Source organism: Phycicoccus endophyticus, from assembly GCF_011326735.1.
GTDB lineage: Bacteria > Actinomycetota > Actinomycetes > Actinomycetales > Dermatophilaceae > Phycicoccus > Phycicoccus endophyticus.
Window position 1 is genome coordinate 29600 of the sequence record NZ_JAANCN010000005.1, and the last position, 14402, is coordinate 44001.

Annotated in this window: 14 protein-coding genes; 9 read left to right on the forward strand and 5 right to left on the reverse strand. The window is 75.9% G+C overall.

All coding sequences use genetic code 11. The annotated features are described in order from the left end of the window. The first annotated feature begins 147 nt into the window (after positions 1-147). Positions 148-957, forward strand: a complete 810-nt coding sequence (locus G8D98_RS07135; protein WP_166101012.1) for an esterase/lipase family protein — start codon at positions 148-150, stop codon at positions 955-957. A gap of 9 nt (positions 958-966) precedes the next feature. On the opposite strand, the gene G8D98_RS07140 is transcribed toward G8D98_RS07135, so the two are convergent. Further along, a complete protein-coding gene (locus G8D98_RS07140) occupies positions 967-1446 on the reverse strand; it encodes a pyridoxamine 5'-phosphate oxidase family protein (protein ID WP_166101015.1) in 480 nt (159 codons plus the stop codon). Between the two features lie 92 nt (positions 1447-1538). After that, complete coding sequence (gene gndA, locus G8D98_RS07145; RefSeq protein ID WP_166101018.1) at positions 1539-3008, reverse strand: NADP-dependent phosphogluconate dehydrogenase; 1470 nt, start codon at positions 3006-3008, stop codon at positions 1539-1541. Between the two features lie 246 nt (positions 3009-3254). Here gndA and G8D98_RS07150 point away from each other — a divergent pair, with 246 nt between their 5' ends. Genes G8D98_RS07150 through G8D98_RS07180 form a run of 7 tightly spaced genes read left to right on the forward strand, consistent with a single transcriptional unit; the run spans position 3255 to position 10409 of the window. Then, entirely contained in the window at positions 3255-4361 is a 1107-nt protein-coding gene (locus G8D98_RS07150; RefSeq protein ID WP_166101020.1) for a polyprenyl synthetase family protein, read from the forward strand. Continuing rightward, positions 4358-5866 (forward strand): phytoene desaturase family protein, encoded by a 1509-nt coding sequence (locus G8D98_RS07155; RefSeq protein WP_166101022.1) that lies wholly within the window; start codon positions 4358-4360, stop codon positions 5864-5866. Before G8D98_RS07150 ends, G8D98_RS07155 begins: the two co-directional genes overlap by 4 nt. Then, on the forward strand, positions 5863-7371 hold the full coding sequence (idi, locus tag G8D98_RS15660; RefSeq protein ID WP_338088748.1) for an isopentenyl-diphosphate Delta-isomerase: 1509 nt from the start codon (positions 5863-5865) through the stop codon (positions 7369-7371). Before G8D98_RS07155 ends, idi begins: the two co-directional genes overlap by 4 nt. 7 nt (positions 7372-7378) lie before the next feature. Continuing rightward, the gene (locus tag G8D98_RS07165) at positions 7379-7756 is read left to right on the forward strand and encodes a lycopene cyclase domain-containing protein (RefSeq protein WP_166101024.1); all 378 of its coding nucleotides are present in this window, start codon (positions 7379-7381) and stop codon (positions 7754-7756) included. After that, the gene (locus G8D98_RS07170) at positions 7749-8075 is read left to right on the forward strand and encodes a lycopene cyclase domain-containing protein (protein ID WP_166101027.1); all 327 of its coding nucleotides are present in this window, start codon (positions 7749-7751) and stop codon (positions 8073-8075) included. Before G8D98_RS07165 ends, G8D98_RS07170 begins: the two co-directional genes overlap by 8 nt. Further along, a complete protein-coding gene (locus tag G8D98_RS07175) occupies positions 8065-8796 on the forward strand; it encodes a methyltransferase domain-containing protein (protein ID WP_166101030.1) in 732 nt (243 codons plus the stop codon). Before G8D98_RS07170 ends, G8D98_RS07175 begins: the two co-directional genes overlap by 11 nt. After that, positions 8793-10409: an FAD-dependent oxidoreductase gene (locus G8D98_RS07180; protein WP_166101032.1), complete on the forward strand. Its 1617-nt coding sequence runs from the start codon at positions 8793-8795 to the stop codon at positions 10407-10409. The genes G8D98_RS07175 and G8D98_RS07180 overlap by 4 nt, the downstream gene beginning before the upstream one ends. Positions 10410-10424: 15 nt before the next feature. Here G8D98_RS07180 and G8D98_RS07185 read toward each other — a convergent pair whose 3' ends face one another. Then, positions 10425-11441, reverse strand: a complete 1017-nt coding sequence (locus tag G8D98_RS07185; protein ID WP_166101035.1) for a DUF5914 domain-containing protein — start codon at positions 11439-11441, stop codon at positions 10425-10427. Positions 11442-11734: 293 nt separating this feature from the next. Here G8D98_RS07185 and G8D98_RS07190 point away from each other — a divergent pair, with 293 nt between their 5' ends. Next, positions 11735-11941, forward strand: a complete 207-nt coding sequence (locus tag G8D98_RS07190) for a cold-shock protein (RefSeq protein ID WP_166101038.1) — start codon at positions 11735-11737, stop codon at positions 11939-11941. Positions 11942-12007: 66 nt separating this feature from the next. Here G8D98_RS07190 and G8D98_RS07195 read toward each other — a convergent pair whose 3' ends face one another. Continuing rightward, entirely contained in the window at positions 12008-12700 is a 693-nt protein-coding gene (locus G8D98_RS07195; protein ID WP_166101040.1) for a response regulator, read from the reverse strand. Continuing rightward, a complete protein-coding gene (locus G8D98_RS07200; protein ID WP_229661889.1) occupies positions 12697-14316 on the reverse strand; it encodes a sensor histidine kinase in 1620 nt (539 codons plus the stop codon). Before G8D98_RS07200 ends, G8D98_RS07195 begins: the two co-directional genes overlap by 4 nt. Between the last annotated feature and the right edge of the window lie 86 nt (positions 14317-14402).

The following is a 14402-nucleotide window of genomic DNA, read 5'->3' on the forward strand; positions in this document are numbered from 1 at the left end:
CGGTATGCCTCGGGCGCGGGGTGCGCGCGGCCCACCCGCGCGGACCCGGTGGTTGCCGGCACCGACGGGCGTGGGACGACCCACATATCCCCACCACTCCGGCACCCCTCTGGGACAATGTCCTTGCACCGCACCGAAGGAGCGAGGATGCCCCTGGACCCGACGACCGCGGCGCCCTCGGCGCCGACGCTCTGGCAGGCCCGCCACGAGTGGCGGGCGGCGATCGAGCTGGCGAGCTCCGCGGTCCGCACCCGTGACCTCGCCGGCTGGCCCCGCGGTGACGGGCATCCCGTCATCGTCCTGCCGGGGTTCCTCGCCGGGCCCGAGTCCACCCTCTTCCTGCGCCAGCACCTGCGACGGCTCGGCTACCGGGTCCACGACTGGCGCCAGGGGCGCAACCTCGGGGCGAGCCCGGAGCTCGCCGAGCGGCTGGACGCCGTCCTCGGTGAGATCCACGAGCGTTACGGGCGCCGGGTGAGCCTGCTCGGCTGGAGCGCCGGCGGCGTCTACGCGCGCGAGATGGCACGCAGCCAGCCGCAGTACACCCGGTCGGTGGTCACCCTGGGCAGCCCGTTCCGCCACCACCCGGCGGCGACCCGCGCCTGGGCGATGTACCGGGTGATGAACCGGCACAACCTCGACCTGATGTTCACCGACGAGGCCCTGGCGCTGCGAGCCCGGCCGCTCGAGGTACCGACGACGAGCATCTACTCGCGCACCGACGGCATCGTGGCGTGGGAGTGCTGCGTCGCCGACCCGGCGCCCCGCACCGAGAACGTCGAGGTCAGCTCGACCCACCTCGGCTACGGCCACCAGCTGGAGACGCTACGCATCGTCGCCGACCGGCTCGCCCAGCCCGAGGACGCGTGGCAGCCGTGGTCGGCGCCGGCCGAGGAGCCCGAGCGGTCGGCGGCCGAGGAGCCCGACGCGCCCTCGGCCCGGGGCCGGGCCGGCTGACGCCGGGGCTCACAGCTGCACGGTGTCGCTCCCGCCGGGCTCGGGGCGCTCGCCCGACAGGCGCGCGGTCACCATCTGCACGAGGGTCGCCGCCCGGCCGGGGCTGTCCCAGTACTGGGCGCTCTCCCCGTCGACCCGGATGACGACGACCTGCGGGTCCTCGGGCTCCTTCTGGAACCAGGTCGCGGCGAACTCGCTCCACAGCTCGCGGGCCCGCTGCGGGTCGTGCCGCACCTCGGCGCGCCCGGAGACCGAGACCCAGGACCCCTGCTCGGTGAAGGCGACGTTGACCGCCGGGTGGGCCTGCACCTCCTGCGTGGGGGAGCTGTCGGCCAGGGCGAGGAACCACAGGGTGCCCCCCTCGTCGACCTCCTGGAGGGTCATCGGCCGCGAGACGAGGGACCCGGACTCCTCGACGCTCGTGAGCATCGCCGTCCGCTGCCCCTCGATGAGCTCCTTGACGTGGGCGGCGCCCTCGGGGTCGGTCATGCCGGTCTCCTTCCGGTCGGTGTCCCCGGTCTGCTACCCGGGCCGGGACGCGCCGACACCCTCGCGTCGAAGGTCGCCCACCGGCGGCCGTCTCACCCGGCCTCGACCTCGGTACGGTCGGCGGCCCACGCGGTGTGGAAGGAGCCGGGCCGGTCGACGCGCTCGTAGGTGTGCGCGCCGAAGTAGTCCCGCAGCCCCTGGACGAGCGCGGCCGGCAGCCGCTCGGCCCGCAGGGCGTCGAGGTAGGCGAGCACCGCGGAGAGGACCGGCACCGGGACCCCGCCCTGGACCGCGGCGCCGACGACCCGGCGCAGGGCGGGCAGCCGCTCGGTCACCGCGCGGGCGAACGTCGGCGTCGCGAGCAGGCTCGGCGCGTCCGGGTGCCGCTCGAGAGCCTCGGTGATGTCCGCGAGCAGCCGGGCCCGGATGATGCACCCGTCCCGCCAGATCCGCGGCAGCTCGGCGAGCTCGACGTCCCAGCACTGCTCCGCCGAGCCGGCCCGGACGAGGTCGAGGCCCTGGGCGTAGGAGACGACCTTCGCCGCGTAGAGCGCCTGCCGCAGGTCGTCGGTCGGGACCCGAGCCGGCGGGCCCGCCGGGTCCTGGTCACCGAGGGCGTCGCGGACGGCGGCCCGGCGGGCCGTGTCGCCCGAGAGTGCCCGGGCCATCGTCGCCTCGGCGATGCCGGTGACCGGTACCCCGAGGTCGAGGGCGGACTGGACCGTCCAGCGACCGGTGCCCTTCTGCTCCGCGGCGTCCCGGATGACGTCGACGAGTGGCCCCGCGGTGCCCGCGTCGCTCTGGGCGAGCACCTCGGCGGTGATCCCGACGAGGTAGGACTCCAGCTCGGTGCCGTCCCACTCGCGGAAGACCTCGGCGGCCGCAGCCGGCTCCATGCCGAGCAGGCGGCGCATGAGGTCGTAGCCCTCCGCGATCAGCTGCATGTCCGCGTACTCGATGCCGTTGTGCACCATCTTCACGAAGTGCCCGGCGCCGTCCGGCCCGACGAGGGTGCAGCACGGCTCGTCGTCGACGTGGGCGGAGACCACCTCGAGGAACGGGCCGATCTCGGCGTAGGTGTCGGCGTCCGCGCCCGGCATGACCGAGGGCCCCTCGAGCGCGCCCACCTCGCCACCGGAGACCCCGACACCGGCGAACCGGATGCCGTGCTCCGCGAGGGCGTCGTGCCGCCGGACGGTGTCGCGCCAGTGGGCGTTGCCGGCGTCGGCGACGACGTCCCCCGGGTCGAGCAGGGGAACGAGCTCGTCGATGACGGCGTCGGTGCCCGGGCCCGCCGCGACCATGACGATGACCCGCCGCGGCCGCTCGAGGGCGGCCACCAGCTCCTCCAGCGAGCGGGCGAGGGTGAGGTCGCCCTCGTGGCCGAACTCGCGCACCACCGCCTCGGCCTTGCTCGTCGTGCGGTTGTGCACCGCGACCCGGAACCCGTGCCGGGCGAAGTTGCGGGCGAGGTTGCGGCCCATGACGGCCATCCCGGTCACGCCGACCTGCGCGTGTCCGGGGCTCGTGCTGGGCGTGGGTGCGGCGTCGCTGTCGGTCACCGGGTCTCCGTTCCTGGGGTGCCTGGACCCCTTCCGGGGTCCCGCGGAGGGCCAACAGGCGCCGGCGGCCCGCTCTTCCCACGCCGGGCGCCCCGGGTAGCCGGGGCGCCCGGCGGGTAGGGGCCCGGTGTGCCCGTCTAGGGTTCGCCGCTCCGGGCGCGGTCCGCGCGTCACCGCTGGTTCAATCGAGCCATCCCCGGAGGGCACCGGGCGGACCCGAGGAACGAGCGAGAGGCGGCAGCGGCGATGAGCACCCAGAGCACGCTCGCGGGGCTGCGCCGGTCGCCGGGCTCGGACCGCGTCCTCGCCGAGGTCGACGCCCTGCTCGAGGACCTGCTCGGGCAGCTGCGGGGCATCCTCGTCGAGGTCGGCGGCACCGTTCCCCAGCACGGCCCGCCGGGGCTCGAGCTCGACCTCGTGGGCGAGCTCGCCGAGCGGGTGCGCCACCACGGCAAGCGGCTGCGCCCGCTGCTCGCCCGCTGGGGGTGGGCGGCCGCCGGGGGTGAGCGGGAGACCCGTCACCGGCTCGTCGAGGTCGCCGCCGCTCTCGAGCTGCTCCAGCTGTTCGCCCTCGTCCAGGACGACGTCATGGACCGCTCCGCCGAGCGGCGGGGCCGGCCCACCCTCCACGTCGTCGCGGCCCGGCGCCACCGGGAGGCCGGCGGCCTCGGGGACCCCGAGCTGTTCGGGGACAGCGTCGCGGTCCTCGTGGCCGACCTGGCGCTCAGCGAGGCCACCCTGCTCGCGAGCCGCGGCGAGGCGCGGGTGGCGCGTGCGTGGCGGGTCATGGCCACCGAGCTCGTCGGCGGCCAGCTGCTCGACGTCACGCACACGGCCGGCCGTGACCGCGACGCCACGGCGGCCCGGCGGATCGCCCGGCTCAAGAGCGGGCGGTACACCATCACCCGTCCCCTCCAGCTCGGCGCGCTCGTCGCGGGCGCCGAGCGCGCCGTCGTCGACCGCCTCGTCGGCTGGGGCGACCTCGTCGGCGACGCGTTCGCGCTGCGCGACGACGTCCTCGGCGTGTGGGGCGACCCCGCCCTGACGGGGAAGCCGGCCGGTGACGACCTGCGCTCGGGCAAGCCGACCGTCCTGCTCGTCTGGGCCGGGGAGATGCTCCCCGAGCGCCACCGCGGCCTGCTCGAGGCGTGCGACGCCGGTGAGCTGGACGAGGACGGCGCCCGTGCCCTCGGCCGGGCCATGCGGGTCGCCGGCGTGCGCGAGCAGGCCGAGGCCACCATCGCCGAGACCACGACCCGGGCGCACGACGCCCTCGCTCACCTCGACACCGACGACGCGACCCGCGCCGCCCTGCGTGGGCTCGCCGACGCCGTCGCCTGGCGGTCGGCATGAGGGTCCTCGTCGTCGGTGCCGGGCTCTCCGGGCTGGCGGCGGCCTGTCACCTGCGCGCGGCGGGGCACGACGTCACGGTGCTCGAGCGGGCCGAGCAGGTCGGCGGCCGGGCCGGCGTCCTGCGGCTCGGTGGCTTCCGGATGGACACCGGGCCGGTGGTCATGACGATGCCCGAGCTGCTGCACGCCCCCATCCGCGCCCTCGGGGGCGACCCCGCGAGCCTCGTGCCGATGCGCCGCCTCGACCCCGCCTACCGGGCGGTCTTCGCCGACGGCTCCGAGCTCGCGGTGCGGGCCGACATGGCCGACCTGCGCGAGGAGGTGCGCCGGCTGTCCGGGGAGCGCGACGCCGCCGGCTTCGACCGCTTCCTCGGCTGGCTGGAGGACCTCTACGACGTCGAGTTCGACGCCTTCATCGACCGCAACCTCGACTCCCCCCTCGACCTCCTGCGCTCCCCGGCCCGCGCCCTGCGGCTGCTGCGCCTCGGCGGTCTGCGCGCCCTCGGGCCGGCGGTCGCGGGGTTCTTCCAGGACGAGCGGCTGCACCGCATCTTCGGCTTCCAGTCCCTCTACGCCGGCGTGGCACCGGCCACGGCGCGCGCGGTGTTCGCCGTCATCACCTACATGGACACCGTCCGCGGCGTCTACTACCCCGAGGGCGGGATGCACGCCGTGCCGGCGGGGATGGCGAGCGCGCTCTCCGCGGCCGGCGTGCCCGTGCACCTCGGCGTCGAGGTGTGCGAGGTGCTCCGCCGGGGCGACGGTGCCGTGGCGGGCGTGGCCACCGCCGACGGGACGCGCCTGGCCGCGGACGCGGTCGTGTGCACCGTCGACCTTCCGGTGGCCTACGCCCGCCTCCTGCCTGGGGTCCGCCCGCCCCGGGTCGTGCGCCGGGGGAGGTACTCGCCGTCCGCGGTCGTCTGGCACGTCGGTGCCCGGGGCCTGCCCGACCCGTCCACCCGCCACCACACCATCCACTTCGGCCGGTCCTGGGACGAGGCGTTCGAGGCGCTCATCGACCGGCGCGAGCTCATGCCCGACCCCTCGCGCCTCGTCACCGTCCCCACGGTGAGCGACCCCGGTGCCGCGCCGGAGGGCTGCACGACGATGTACGTCCTCGAGCCGGTGCCGCACACCGCCGCCGACATCGACTGGGAGCGGGAGCGGGGCCCGATGCGCGAGCGGCTGCATCGCTTCCTCGACGCCCAGGGCTACCCGAGCGACATCGTGCACGAACGGCTCGTCACGCCGGTGGACTGGCAGGAGCAGGGGATGCACCTCGGCACGCCGTTCGCCCTGGCGCACACCTTCGGGCAGTCCGGGCCGTTCCGTGCGCCCAACGTCGAGCCCGCCGTGCCGGGGCTGGTGTTCGCGGGGTCCGGCACCACCCCCGGGGTCGGCATCCCGATGGTGCTCGTCAGTGGCCGGCTGGCGGCCGAGCGCGTCCAGCAGTACGCCGGCGCGGCCGCCCCCGCCCCCGCCGAGCTCGTGGGGAGGGCACCGTGACGAGCCTCGAGGCCCACCTGGAGACCGGCTACGCGCGCTGCGCCGCCGTCGCCCGCGAGCACGGGACCACGTACTACTGGGGCGCCCGGCTGCTGCCGCGCGCGGAGCGCCGGCACGTCTTCGCCGTGTACACCCTCGCCCGGCTCGCCGACGACATCGTCGACCTCGCCGGGCCCGACCCCGGCCCCGGGACGGGCGCCTCCCTCGACGCCTTCGAGGCGCGCTTTCGCGAGGCGGTGGCCACCGACGCCTCGCCCGACCCGGTCCTTGCCGCCGTCGCGCGGACCGCGCGCGAGCGCCGGATCCCCGACGAGTGCTTCACCCGGTTCTTCACGGCGATGCGCACCGACCTCACCCGGCGCACGTACGAGACCTGGGAGGACCTGCTCGGGTACATGGACGGCAGCGCCGCGGTCATCGGCGAGATGATGCTGCCCGTCCTCCACCCGCTGGCCGAGGCCCGGGCACCGGCGCGCGCCCTCGGGCTGGCCTTCCAGCTGACCAACTTCCTGCGCGACGTCGGCGAGGACCTGGACCGGGGCCGGGTCTACCTGCCGCAGGAGGACCTGCGCCACTTCGGCGCCGACCCCTGGCAGCGCACCGCCGACGAGCCCTGGCGAGCCGTCATGGCCTTCCAGGTCGAGCGCGCCCGACGTCTCTACCGGGAGGCGGACGAGGGCCTGGCCCTGCTTCCCCCGGCCTCCCGGCGCTGCGTGGCCACGGCCCGGGTGCTCTACGCCCGCATCCTCGAGCGGGTCGAGGCGGCCGGCTACGACGTCTTCTCCGCCCGTGCGCGCGTCCCGACGCCGGCCAAGGCCCGGTTGGCTGCCCGGATGGTCCTCTCCCGCGACCCGGTCCGGCTCGTCGCCCGGGACCGTGCCGCGCGACGGCCCGACCTCGGCTGGGTCGCCGACGACCCGGTCGTCCTCGTCGACGACGCCGGGGCCCCGACCGGCAGCGCCGCGAAGTCCGCGGTCCACCACGACGACAGCCCGCTGCATCTCGGCTTCTCGTGCTACGTCCTCGACGCCGAGGGCCGGCTGCTCGTGACGACCCGCGCCGCGAGCAAGCCGAGCTTCCCCGGGGTGGAGACGAACACCGTGTGCGGCCACCCCCGCCCGGGTGAGCCGCTCGAGGACGCCGTGCGCCGCCGGGCGCGCGACGAGCTGGGGCTGGAGCTGACGCACGTCCGGCTCGTCCTGCCCGGGTTCCGCTACCGGGCGCGGATGGCTGGGGTCGTCGAGCACGAGGTCTGCCCGGTGCTCGTGGCCCGCGCCGCCGGGCCCGCGCGCCCCGACCCCACCGAGGTCGACGAGGTGCGGTGGGTGCCGTGGGCCGCCTTCGCCGCCGACGTGCGGGCCGGTCGGCGCGCCGTCTCCCCGTGGTGCGCCGAGCAGGTGCCGCTGCTCGACGCCCTCGGCGAGGACCCCCGCTCCTGGCCCGTCGCCGACCCGGCCGAGCTGCCGGCGGCGGCCCGGGTCGGCGACCCCGTCGGGGCGGGGTGACCGCGGCGTGGACGACCGCTACCAGTACCTGCTCCTCATGGCCGGGTGCATCCTGCTCACCCTTCCCCTGGAGTGGGCCTTCGGTGCCCGGGTCTACCGCCGGCCGCGTCGGCTGCTGGTCGCTTTGCTGCCGATGCTCGCCGTCTTTCTCGCGTGGGACGTCCTCGGGATCCTCCGGGGGCACTGGGACTACAGCGACCGCTACACCACCGGCGTGGTCCTGCCGTTCGGGGTGCCCGTGGAGGAGGTCGTCTTCTTCGTCGTCGTCCCGGTGTGCGGCCTGCTCACCTACGAGTCGGTCGGCACCGTCCTGCGGCGGCGGCGGGAGCGGACCCCCGGCCGGGGTGGAGGCCACGAGGAGCCCGTCGGGGAGCGCCGTGCCTGAGTACACCGTGCTCGCCGTGCTCGCCGTGCTCGCGACGGTGGGTCTCGAGCTGCTCTGGCTGCGCACCGGGGTGCTGCGCCGGGTGCAGTTCTGGCTGGCCATGACGGTCGTGCTGGCCTTCCAGGTGCCCGTCGACGGCTGGCTGACCAAGCTGTCCGCCCCCGTGGTGCGCTACGACGAGGCCCGGACCCTCGGGGTGCGGTGGCCGTGGGACATCCCCGTCGAGGACTTCCTCTTCGGGTTCAGCATGGTGACCCTGACGATCCTGCTCTGGGCCCGCGCGGGCCGGAGCGGAGAGGAGACCGACGATGCCGCGTGAGTGGCTGCTCGCGGAGGCGTTCGACCGGGCCGCCCCGACGTACGACGCGATGGTCGCGTTGTCCCCGGGGTACCACGAGCAACTACGCTGTGCCGCAGCGGCGCTCGTCGAGGATCTACCCGAGCGCGATGGCCGGGCCCCCGTCGTGCTCGACCTCGGCTGCGGCTCCGGCGCCTCGACCCGCGCCCTGCTCGAGACTCGCGCCGACGACGGCGGCGGGCCACTCGAGGTGACCGGCGTCGACGCCTCGACCGGCATGGTCACCGAGGCGCTGGCCAAGGGCTGGCCCGAGGGCGTGTGGTTCACCGTCGCGGACGCCGTCGAGCACCTCGGCGGGCTGCCGGACGCCTCGGTCGACGGCGTGCTCGCCGCCTACCTCCTGCGCAACGTGCCGGAGCGCCAGGCACTCGTCGAGGAGGTCGCTCGGGTCCTGCGCCCGGGCGGCGTGCTCGTCGTCCACGACTACTCGGTGGCGGGGAGCGTGCGTGCGAGGGCGGTGTGGGCGGCGGTGTGCCACACCGTGATCATCCCCCTGGCTGCGCTGAAGCGTTCCGACGTGCCGTTGCACCGCTACCTGTACACCAGTGTGCGCGACTTCGACTCCGTGGCGCAGGTCTGCCGCCGTCTGCAGCGTGCGGGTCTCGTCGACGTGCGCCACCGCTCCTACCCCGGCTGGCAGGACGGGGTCGTACACACCGTCGTCGGTCGCCGGGCGCCGTGAGCCTCCCGCGCCGGCGGCCACGCTGGCGTCCCGGCGCCGACCCGCGCGCCGTGTTCCACCGCCCACCCCGGCCGGCCGCCGGGCCCGGCCACCACGAGGCGGCGGAGCGGCACGTCGTCGTCGTCGGAGGCGGCATCGCCGGGGTCACCGCGGCGGTCGGGCTCGCCGAGCGCGGGGTGCGGGTGACGCTCCTCGAACGCGACCCGCGGCTCGGGGGACGGGTGGCCTCCTGGCCGGTGACCCTGCCGGACGGGTCGTCGTCACAGATGAGCCGTGGCTTCCACGCGTTCTTCCGCCAGTACTACAACCTGCGCGCGCTGCTGCGGCGCACCGACCCGACGCTGGAGCGCCTGCGCCCACTCCCGGACTACCCCCTGGTCCGGGCCGGCGGAGGGGCCGACTCGTTCGCCGGGATCCCGCGCACCCCACCGTGGAACCTCGCGGCGTTCGTGGCCCGCAGCCCGAGCTTCGACCTCGCCGGCCTGCGCGGCGTCGACGTCGAGCAGGCCCTGGGGCTGCTCGACGTGGACCTCCCGGCCTCGTTCACCGCGCTCGACGGGGTGAGCGCAGCGGAGGTCCTCGACCGGCTGCGCTTCCCCGAGGCAGCGCGCCACCTCGCGCTCGAGGTCTTCGCGCGGAGCTTCTTCGCCGACCCTCGTGCCTTCTCCGGCGCCGAGCTCGTCGCGATGTTCCACCTGTACTTCGTCGGGTCCGCCGAGGGGCTGCTCTTCGACGTCCCGGGTGAGGACTACGACAGCGCGCTGTGGGCGCCCCTGGGGCGCTACCTGCAGCGGCTCGGGGTCGAGGTGCGGGTCGGTCGCGAGGTCGGTGCGGTGGTCGAGTCCGCCGACGGTGGCCTGCGGGTGCGGCACGCCGAGCCGGGTGCGGACGGCGACCGTGAGCTCGCCGCCGACGCCGTCGTCCTGGCCCTCGACCCGCCCGGGCTGCGTCGTGTGGTGGCCGCCTCCCCCGGCCTCGGGTCGCCCGGGTGGCGGGAGCAGGTGGCCGCGGTGCGCTCGGCGCCGCCGTTCGCCGTGTGGCGCCTGTGGCTCGACGGCCGGGTCGCCCCTCAGCGGCCCGCCTTCCTCGGGACGAGCGGCTACGGCCCGCTCGACAACGTCTCCGTGCTCGAGCGCTTCGAGGGGCACGCCGCCCGCTGGTCGGCGACGCACGGGGGCTCGGTCGTCGAGCTGCACGCCTACGCCCTCACCGAGGACGCGCGACCGGCGCAGGTCCGCGCCGAGCTGCGGGCCGCGCTCGCAGCCGTCTACCCGGAGACCGCCGGGATGGGCGTCCTCCACGAGGAGTGGCTCCTGCGGGAGGACTGCGTCCTCGTCGGGCTCGAGCCGTGGGCCTCCCGCCCCGGCGTCGCGACGCCGGACCCCCGGGTCGTGCTCGCCGGCGACGCCGTGCGCGTCGAGCTGCCCGTCGCCCTCATGGAGCGGGCCGCGACGAGCGGCTGGCTCGCCGCCGACCGGCTGCTCACCGGGTGGGGCCTGCCCGGACACGGCGTGTGGTCGGTGCCGCTCACCGGCCGGCTCGGCCCGCTTCCCGGCCTGACCCGCCGCGGCCTGCGCGCCGTCCGTGCCGCCCGGGCCCGCCGAGGGGGTTGACGCACCTTTCCGTCACTAGCCGATGTCCCGCCGGCGGCGCAGCTCGTAGCGGCGCGCGGCGTACTCGAGGTCGTCGGCCCACAGCTGGACCTGCGAGGCCCGCATCCCGACCCGGACGGCCCGGGAGATGCGCCGGGCCAGCCGGAAGCCGGCGCGGTCCGAGGTGGCCAGGACCGCCTCGGTCATCACCGTGCGGGCCGGATGGACGTTCGGCGCCGTGAGCGGGGTGGCGTGCGTCTCGACGACGCTGCCCTCCCCCTCGCCCTCGGTGATCGTCATGAGCACCGTGTGCGAGTCCGGGCAGGTGAACTCAGCCCGCACCGGCACCGCGAAGGTGCGTCCGAGGCGGTAGGCCACGTCGAGGACGAGCCGGTCCTCGCTCGAGGCGTCGTCGTCGACGGCGAGGTCGCTGAAGGCGTAGGGGTGCAGCCAGGCACCGTGCCAGGGGTCGAGCCGGTTGGCGACGATGTCGCGCGGCTCGCAGGTCGCGGCGAGCGCGACGACCGAGGCGATGGCCCCCTCCGCCGCCGGCCGGGCGCCGAGGACCGGCCGCTCGCTGGGCTCGACGCCCGCCCCGAGCGGGCCGAGCCGCACCCACACGAGGACACCGTCGTCGTGGGCCGCGTAGGTGGCCCACGGAGGCGCGCTGTCACGCCCGAGGGGCATGCCGTGCCAACGGCAGAGGACCCGCCCGTCGACGACGTCGCAGTCGTGCAGCCGGGCGCCCAGGTGAGGACAGGTCCCGGGGCCGGCGAGCAGCCCGCCGTCGACGTCACGCCAGAGGACGACCTCGCGGCCCGCGACGGTGCGCACGAGCGATCGGCCGGGGCGCACCTCGTCCGAGGAGCCCACGACGAGCCACCCGTGGGTGGGCCGGCGCAGGGCCGCGGCGAGCGAGCGGTCGATCCGGGCGGGCCGCGCCTCGCGCCAGGTGCCCCGCAGGTGCGCGGGGTCGGCCTGGGGCAGGTAGCGCACCGGGACACGTGAGCGCACCTGGGCAGGCCACGAGCGGTCGGTCCGAAGCAGGCTCATGGGCCCACGCTAACCGGATCGGCCGGTCGAGGACGGGGCGCGGACCGGCCGCCTGCGCCGGTGTCCAAGGGCTCCGGCAGGGGCCCGGACCCGACCGGTCCTCGCCCGCATCTGGCATCCGCCGCCCGGACCGTTAGACTGCTGTCCTGTTGTTGAGCTTTCCGTTGTGCAGTAGTCGCTGAACGGTCCCGCCGGGGCCGCCGCACTTCCTGAGCAGAGGGACGTACCAGGCATCACCAACGCGGGGCGGACCGACAGTCGGCCGTCCCTCTCTCAGAAACGAAAGGCCTCCCATGGCTACTGGCACCGTGAAGTGGTTCAACTCCGAGAAGGGCTTCGGCTTCATCGCCCCGGACGACGGCTCCGCCGACGTCTTCGCCCACTACTCGGCGATCAACGCGACCGGCTACCGCTCGCTCGACGAGAACGCCAAGGTCGAGTACGAGACCACGCAGGGCCCGAAGGGCCCCCAGGCGGCGAACATCTCCGTCATCGGCTGACACCGCCACCGCACCGCGACCGCCGCCCGGCTTCGTGCCGGGCGGCGGTCGCGCGTTCGGACCCGCTCAGCCCTGCCAGCTGTAGGCGACCTCGGGCCGTCCGGAGCCGGCGTACCGGTTGCCCCGGCTCGCGCGCCCGGTCCCGACGAGATGCTCGAGATAGCGCCGGGCGGTGACCCGGCTGACCCCGAGCTGCTCGCCGAGCTCGGCGGCCGAGCGCGGACCGTCCGCCGCCCGCAGGGCCGCCGCGGTCCGCCCGAGCAGCTCCGGCGTCATCCCCTTCGGCACCGCGGAGCCGGCGGTGGGGCGTAGCTGCGAGAAGAGCGTGTCGACCTCGGCCTGGGTGTCGGCCTCCCCCGCGCTCGCCTGCTCCCGGTAGACCCGGTACCCCGCGAGCCGGTCCCACAGGGTGCCGAAGACGAACGGCTTCAGGACGTACTGGACCACCCCGAGGGACACCGCGGCACGGACCATCTCGAGGTCGCGGGCCGAGGTCACGGCGACGACGTCCGCCCGGTGACCGGCGGCACGCATCGCCCGCACGACGTCCAGGCCGGGCGCGTCCGGCAGCCCCATGTCGAGCAGGACGAGGTCCACGGAACCCTCGCCGAGCCCCCGCAGCGCCGCGCGGGCGGTGTGCGCCACCCCGGCGACGACGAAGCCCGGGACACGCTCGACGTACGTCGCGTGGGCCCGCGCGGCGACCTCGTCGTCCTCGACGACGAGCACCCGGATCGGCTGTGCCGCAGTGTCGCTCATCCACCGCCACCTCCCTCGAGGGGAAGCGTGACGGCGACCCGCGCACCGGGCGGTCCGGCGATCGCGAGCGAGCCCCCGAGCCGCTGCACGGTGTCGTGGACCAGGGCCAGCCCGATGCCACGCCCGGAGCCCGGCTCGCCACCGGGCTTGGTGGAGAAGCCACGCTCGAGCACCCTCTCGCGCAGCACGTCGGGGATGCCCGGCCCGGTGTCGGCGACGACGAGCTCGAGCCGGTCGCCGAGGTCGCGAGCGCTCAGGTCGACGCGTCGCTCACCCTCGGCGCCGGCCACCGCGTCGAGGGCGTTGTCGACGAGGTTGCCGACGACCGTCACGACGTCCCGGGCGGAGGCGAGGCCGGCCGGCCAGCGCAGGGCCGGGTCGACGACGAGCTCGACGCCTCGCTCGTGCGCCTCGGCGGCCTTCCCCAGCAGGAGCGCCGAGAGGGTGGGGTCCTCGACCCCGGCGAGCACGACGTCGGTGAGCCGCTGGGCACGGTCCAGCTCACCGGTGGCGAACTCGACGGCGCGCTCGGGGTGCCCGAGCTCGATGAGCGAGACCATCGTGTGCAGCCGGTTGCCCGACTCGTGGGCCTGCGAGCGCAGCGCCTCCGCCAGCCCCCGGGCGGCGCCGAGCTCGCCGGTCAGCTCCTCGAGGTCGGTGCGGTCGCGGATGGTCACGACGGCGCCGAGGTCCTCGCCGCCCCGCCGGGCGCGCGCCTTGTTCAGGACCAGGACGCGGCCGGCGTGCACGTGCAGGTCGTCCTCGCGCACGTCGGCGTCGCTCATCGCGGCGACGAGGGTGGCCGGCAGGCCGAGGTCGGCGACCGCCCGGCCCGCGGGGTCGCCACCGAGCCGGAGCAGCCGGCGGGCCTCGTCGTTGGCGAGCCGGACCCGGCCCGCCGGGTCGAGGAGCACCAGCCCCTCGGTCACCGAGTGCAGCACGGCGTCGTGGTGGTCGTGCATGGCCTGCAGCTGCGCGGCCCGCAGCCCGCGCGTCTGCCGGCGCACCCGTCGGGTGATCAGGGTGCTGCCGACCGCCGCGAGCACGCCCGCGACCGCGCCGGCCGCGAGCAGCGGCGGCAGCTCGCCGGCGAGCCGGGCGTTGACGGCCTCCTTGCCGATGCCCACGCTGACCAGCCCGACGACGGGGCCGTCATCGTCCCGCACCGGGACCACGACCCGCCGGCTCGGCCCGAGGGTGCCCGTGTAGTCCTCGACGACGGTCCCGCCGGCCCGCGCGGCGGCGATGTGCCCGACGAAGCGCCGACCGACCTGGGCCGGGTTGGGGTGGCTGTAGCGGATGCCGTCCGGGCTCATGACGACGACGAAGTCGGTGCCGGTGCTCCTGCGGACCCCCTCGGCGATCGGCTCGAGCACCCCGCCCGGGTCACCCGTGCGCACCGCCTCGACGACGTCCGGCTCGGCCGCGACCGACCGGGCCACGGCGAGCACCTGGGCGGTCGAGCGCTCGGTGACCGCCCTGCGCGCCTGGAGGTAGGCGGCGCCGAGGCCGGCGGCGATGACGCCGAAGACGAGCGCGACGACGAGCAGCGCCGTCTGCCCGGCGACGCTCATCCCCCGGCCGGGCTCCTCCGGTGCGGTCGCCGGCTCGCTCACCCCGCGGCGCCGACGCTGCCCGTGAACACTGCGTACACAACCGTGACGATATCGGCGCCGGCCGCCATCCTCGTCGGCGACGACGA

Bases quoted from the DNA above. Each gene is read 5' to 3' on its own strand.
- G8D98_RS07135 (WP_166101012.1), top strand. From the start codon at position 148: ATGCCCCTGGACCCGACGACCGCGGCGCCCTCGGCGCCGACGCTCTGG.
- G8D98_RS07140 (WP_166101015.1), bottom strand. From the start codon at position 1,446: ATGACCGACCCCGAGGGCGCCGCCCACGTCAAGGAGCTCATCGAGGGG.
- G8D98_RS07150 (WP_166101020.1), top strand. From the start codon at position 3,255: ATGAGCACCCAGAGCACGCTCGCGGGGCTGCGCCGGTCGCCGGGCTCG.
- G8D98_RS07155 (WP_166101022.1), top strand. From the start codon at position 4,358: ATGAGGGTCCTCGTCGTCGGTGCCGGGCTCTCCGGGCTGGCGGCGGCC.
- G8D98_RS07175 (WP_166101030.1), top strand. From the start codon at position 8,065: ATGCCGCGTGAGTGGCTGCTCGCGGAGGCGTTCGACCGGGCCGCCCCG.
- G8D98_RS07185 (WP_166101035.1), bottom strand. From the start codon at position 11,441: ATGAGCCTGCTTCGGACCGACCGCTCGTGGCCTGCCCAGGTGCGCTCA.
- G8D98_RS07190 (WP_166101038.1), top strand. From the start codon at position 11,735: ATGGCTACTGGCACCGTGAAGTGGTTCAACTCCGAGAAGGGCTTCGGC.
- G8D98_RS07195 (WP_166101040.1), bottom strand. From the start codon at position 12,700: ATGAGCGACACTGCGGCACAGCCGATCCGGGTGCTCGTCGTCGAGGAC.